This is a genomic window from Pseudomonadota bacterium, assembly GCA_022361155.1.
In the GTDB taxonomy this organism is placed as follows: domain Bacteria; phylum Myxococcota_A; class Polyangia; order Polyangiales; family JAKSBK01; genus JAKSBK01.
This window is the reverse complement of the sequence record JAKSBK010000380.1, coordinates 1-4,018: the sequence shown is the minus strand read 5'-3', so window position 1 is coordinate 4,018 and position 4,018 is coordinate 1. Positions and strand designations below refer to the sequence as shown.

General features: G+C 62.0%; 8 protein-coding genes. 6 read left to right on the top strand and 2 right to left on the bottom strand.

The window, feature by feature from the left end:
• Both MJD61_14565 and MJD61_14560 read left to right on the top strand, forming a co-directional pair.
• Positions 1–188, top strand: a 188-nt coding sequence (locus MJD61_14565; GenBank protein ID MCG8556494.1) for an IS630 family transposase, incomplete at its 5' end; no start/stop codon positions are given.
• 129 nt (positions 189–317) lie between these two features.
• Positions 318–839 carry a class I SAM-dependent methyltransferase gene (locus tag MJD61_14560; protein ID MCG8556493.1) on the top strand — a complete coding sequence of 174 codons (522 nt, stop codon included), beginning with the start codon at positions 318–320 and terminating at the stop codon, positions 837–839.
• Positions 840–1,190: 351 nt separating this feature from the next.
• On the opposite strand, the gene MJD61_14555 is transcribed toward MJD61_14560, so the two are convergent.
• Positions 1,191–2,048, bottom strand: coding sequence for an NmrA/HSCARG family protein (locus MJD61_14555; protein ID MCG8556492.1), 858 nt, complete (start codon positions 2,046–2,048; stop codon positions 1,191–1,193).
• A gap of 209 nt (positions 2,049–2,257) precedes the next feature.
• Between MJD61_14555 and MJD61_14550 the strand changes: the two genes are divergently transcribed.
• From MJD61_14550 to MJD61_14535, 4 genes are all read left to right on the top strand, one after another.
• Positions 2,258–2,407, top strand: a complete 150-nt coding sequence (locus MJD61_14550) for a hypothetical protein (GenBank protein ID MCG8556491.1) — start codon at positions 2,258–2,260, stop codon at positions 2,405–2,407.
• Between the two features lie 9 nt (positions 2,408–2,416).
• Positions 2,417–2,662: an addiction module protein gene (locus tag MJD61_14545; protein MCG8556490.1), complete on the top strand. Its 246-nt coding sequence runs from the start codon at positions 2,417–2,419 to the stop codon at positions 2,660–2,662.
• The gene (locus MJD61_14540; protein MCG8556489.1) at positions 2,662–3,012 is read left to right on the top strand and encodes a type II toxin-antitoxin system RelE/ParE family toxin; all 351 of its coding nucleotides are present in this window, start codon (positions 2,662–2,664) and stop codon (positions 3,010–3,012) included. The genes MJD61_14545 and MJD61_14540 overlap by 1 nt, the downstream gene beginning before the upstream one ends.
• Before the next feature lie 345 nt (positions 3,013–3,357).
• Positions 3,358–3,636, top strand: coding sequence for a hypothetical protein (locus MJD61_14535; GenBank protein ID MCG8556488.1), 279 nt, complete (start codon positions 3,358–3,360; stop codon positions 3,634–3,636).
• A gap of 51 nt (positions 3,637–3,687) precedes the next feature.
• Here MJD61_14535 and MJD61_14530 read toward each other — a convergent pair.
• Positions 3,688–4,018 (bottom strand): hypothetical protein (locus MJD61_14530; protein MCG8556487.1); only part of this gene is annotated, 331 nt, incomplete at its 5' end.

Sequence of the window (4,018 nt, the reverse complement as noted above, 5' to 3'; positions counted from 1 at the left end):
TGAAGACGCAGTGTCTCGAAAGACGGATCGGGGACCGTGAAGTCCTCTGCCGCGAGCTCGCAGCCTGGGAACGCACCCGCAACCGTCAGGGCGCCCGCATCGAGTGGCTCTTTACTGTCGACAAGGCGCGCAAGAAGCTGGGTCGCGTCTACCCCGTCCCCACCCAGACTCAGCACCTCGCCGCCTGAAACGGTCATCTCCCCTGTGGAGAGGTACTAGAGCAACACAACGATTTCGCCGGGGCGCGTGCCCTTGTCGAGGTTGAAGGGCTGTCCAGCCCCAGGGTCTGCAACTTCCTGAACTGCCTGGTTGCGCACATGGAAGACAATGAGTGCTATCTCGAGATAGGAACGTATAAGGGACTTACGTTGCTGAGCGCCGCCTATGGAAACGTCGATCGTACCTGCATTGGGTGCGATAAGTTTCGCTTCCTCGGCCGCTTCACAGGATCCGGCATACTCGCCAAGAGAGCGCTAAGACGCAGTTTGGAGCGTTACCGAGCGCACACCGGCAAGATCGAGTTCCACGAGATGTCCTCGGAGCGCATGTTTTCCGAACGGCGGGTAAGCACACCTGTCGGTGTGTATTTCTATGACGGTGACCACAGCTTCGAGGGAACCTACCGGGGTATTATCCAAGCGTTCCCCCTTCTTAGCCACCGTTCTATCATCGTAGTCGACGACTGGAACGATATAGTGATCCGAGGCGCGACGCGTGAGGCGCTACGCGACACCAAACTGCACTGCTTATGGGAGCGAGAGCTGCCAGGAGATCACACCGTGGATTCGTGGTGGAACGGCCTGGGAGTGTTCTTCGTTGAAAAGCAAGACCGTTCGTGAACGCTCTAGCGATCACCCGCCGACAATCTCGCGTCAGACTCGCGGTCTTCGACCCGAGCCGAGTGTCGGAGGCACTGCAACGCGCCGGTTTCCGATCGCGGCACTTGAGCGAGCTCGGGAGCTTCCAGCTGCTTCCGGGTTGGGTCGCCTTCGAGGCGGTGAAGCCATGACGGCGCCGACGCTGGGCCAGCTACGTCGTTGAACAGCCCGAGTCGCCCCGGCATAAATGACCACCGGCGGCGGATGCCATGGTCGGCAACTCCACGAAGGAGGCGGCGGCCAAGAAGAGCGGGCTTTTCGAGGCCCTCGTCCGCGCAGCAGCTGCCCTCAATGCTCGCTTACGGCAAGCCTTCACGTCGGAACGGCAGTTTCAGCCCATTTGGCAAACCGATGCCAACCAACTTCCGGGTATGCCTTGCGCAAGCCCGCAATATCCGCGGAGTAACCCGTGGAGATGAACCATTCATACATCAGCGCAAGATCCTCCATGAAGGCGCGGATCTGCTCCATCGGCACCTGGGCGAGGTTGATGCTTCGGCCCATGACCTTGCTCAGCACCTCGGCAGTTTGGCGGGCGGTGAGCTCATCACCAGCAATGTCGATGCGCTTGCCCAGAAAAGCATCCCGGTTTGACACGACGTGGGCGCCGAAGCTGCCGATGTCCTCGACGGCCACTTGTTGCAATGCAATGTCTGCAGGCATGGGTACCGCGTAGACGCCGTTGTTCAGCCCCTCCATGATTTGCGGGAGGAACAAGTTCTCCATGAAGTAAACGGGTGCGATCACCGTCCATGGCAAGTCCGTGGACTCCAGGTGTTGCTCCACAGCGAACTTGCTGTCGAAGTGCGGGATCCCCGTGCTCTGATCTGCGGATGCTACCGACGTATAAACAAAGTGATTGATACGCGCTTCTGCGGCGGCGTCGACCAGTGCTTTGCCTTGCGCCGTCTCCGCCTCCACACCCGCCTCGAACGGCGTGCTCATCGCGAAGACGGAGTCGACTCCCGCTACTGCGGTACGAATCGAGTCGCGGTCAGCAAAATCGCCTTTGACGAGTGCCACGCCACGGTCGGCCAGCGCACGGGCTGCTTCCGAACCAGAGTTTCTGGTCAAGCCACGAACCGCGTGGCCAGCCTTGAGAAGGGCGTGCACCACAGCCCCGCCTTGTTTTCCTGTTGCTCCTGTCACCAGTACATGTCTCTTGCTCATGGAATTCCTCGGCTTTCTGTCTCGGCACCTTTGAACTTCGGTTTCTCGGTCCCAAAGGGAGCGTTCAGGATATCAAGGGGTTACGGGTTCTCGTGCGCTTTGGGCCAACGTGGGGGCTATGTTGCTAGGCTGGCGCTGGAGTTGCTGCGCGACATCGAGGCAGGGCGCGCAGTGAGCAGGCTTGAGGCGCAGTACGCCTGGCGTGGGGCGTGCTGGAAGCGGAGGTCGTGCGCGCGGCTGAGGCGGTGTTGGAGGCGGGTGACGCGGAGCTGGTGCGACGGGTGACCGCGTTGGCGGGCATGCCGCTGCGCTCCCGCGACTCAAGGGCTCCAGTGGCAGGCGGCCAGGGGGCCGGGTAGACTTCAAGCGTGACGTCCGCCTCGAAGAAGATTCTCGAAGTAGCTCTGGCCCTGCCGGAGGAAGACAGGCGCCGTATCGGCGAAGCGATACTTGACAGCGTACGGAGGGATGCGTCCGACGACATCCGCCAAGCTTGGCAAGACGAGGCCGTCCGCAGGGTGGAAGAGATCGAGCGCGGCGAAGGGAAGCTTGTCGACCTCGATGAGGCCCTCCGTTCGCTGCGCGCCGACCTTCGCCACGTCCGTCACGAATAATGCGGCTGCGCCAGATTCGTCCGGAGGCGCTCATTGAGCTCACCGAAGCGGCGGAATGGTACGAGGAGCAGCGTCCCGGGCTCGGCGGCGAACTGATCGACGAGTTTGAGCGCACGCTCGCGCACGCCGCTGATAGTCCCGGGACGAGCGCGGTTGTAGCCACGACCTGTAGCGGCCTAGGGGTGCGCCGCTTTCGGCTCGGGCGGTTCTCCCGATACGCAATCTACCTCGTGGTCATGCAGGGTCTCCCGGTCGTCGTTGCCTTCGAGCACTCCAGCCGCAAGCCAGGCTACTGGCGTGACCGCCTCGCGGTAACACGCCTCAAGAAAGGGGTTGACTTTCGCGTGTAGGGCGGGCCGTAATCGGGTCTCAGGAGGAGGTCTCAAATGCGACGGATACTATTGGGAGCCTTTGTCGTATTGTGTGCTGGGTGCACCGGGGAGGTGGGTCCGCCTGGTGAAACCGGCCCCGAGGGTCCAGCGGGGCCTGAGGGGCAGGCAGGTCCAAAGGGAACCGACGGATCTCAAGGGCCAGCAGGTCCAAAGGGAACCGACGGATCTCGGGGCCCCGCTGGCCCACAAGGCCCCGCTGGCCCACAAGGCCCGGCGGGGCCTCAAGGACCTAGCGGCCTAAAACCCTCCGCTTCCGTGTACTGCAACAAGGTGCGTGGCACTGATATAGGGCTCGGCTACACCATGATAGATTTTGCAGATGGAAGCGTGTTGGTGGAGTGCTTTGTCCACGATGTCTCGGCGTCCTCTTCGAGAACGCGGTTCTACAGTTCGGATCTCATGAACGCGCAAACCGCCGACTGCACTGTGGTCTGGGATATCGAAGCGCCTGCATCCAATGGAGTCTGGAACTTCGAGCGAAATGGTACGACGTACACCGCGACCTACGACGACCCGGGTGCCACTGCACACGGCGAGGTCGTGACTTTTGCTCCTAGTGACTGCGACTCGTTCATGCACTAGAGAGCTTGCGATGTACCGGTTCAGCGGGAACGCGACTCCTGGGTTGATGGTTCATTGGATGCCTAGGGCAGGTAGGGTAGTCAAGGAAGGGGCTGAAGTGGGCGGCGCCGCGCTGTTGCGCGCTGCCTGACGCGCGAGCGCGCGTCTTTCGCGTGCTGCTTCGAGACGCTCGTCACGTCGCGCCCAGATCTCGTTCTCGCGTCCAGCGAGCTTGTCCGCGGGAGCGACGAAGCCGATGGCGCCGACCCGACCCTCGATAGAGCGGCCGGTGTCAAGTACATGCAGTGGTCCCCTCCGGCAGCGCGGTGCGCAGTCGGCAATACGAGAAGTGGGCGCCAGCCGAGAAGGACGGCACAGGAGTCGCGACTCACCCATCGATACG

Coding starts and splice junctions, on each gene's coding strand:
- MJD61_14555 (MCG8556492.1), bottom strand. CDS start 2,048: ATGAGCAAGAGACATGTACTGGTGACAGGAGCAACAGGAAAACAAGGC.
- MJD61_14540 (MCG8556489.1), top strand. CDS start 2,662: ATGCGGCTGCGCCAGATTCGTCCGGAGGCGCTCATTGAGCTCACCGAA.
- MJD61_14560 (MCG8556493.1), top strand. CDS start 318: ATGGAAGACAATGAGTGCTATCTCGAGATAGGAACGTATAAGGGACTT.
- MJD61_14535 (MCG8556488.1), top strand. CDS start 3,358: ATGATAGATTTTGCAGATGGAAGCGTGTTGGTGGAGTGCTTTGTCCAC.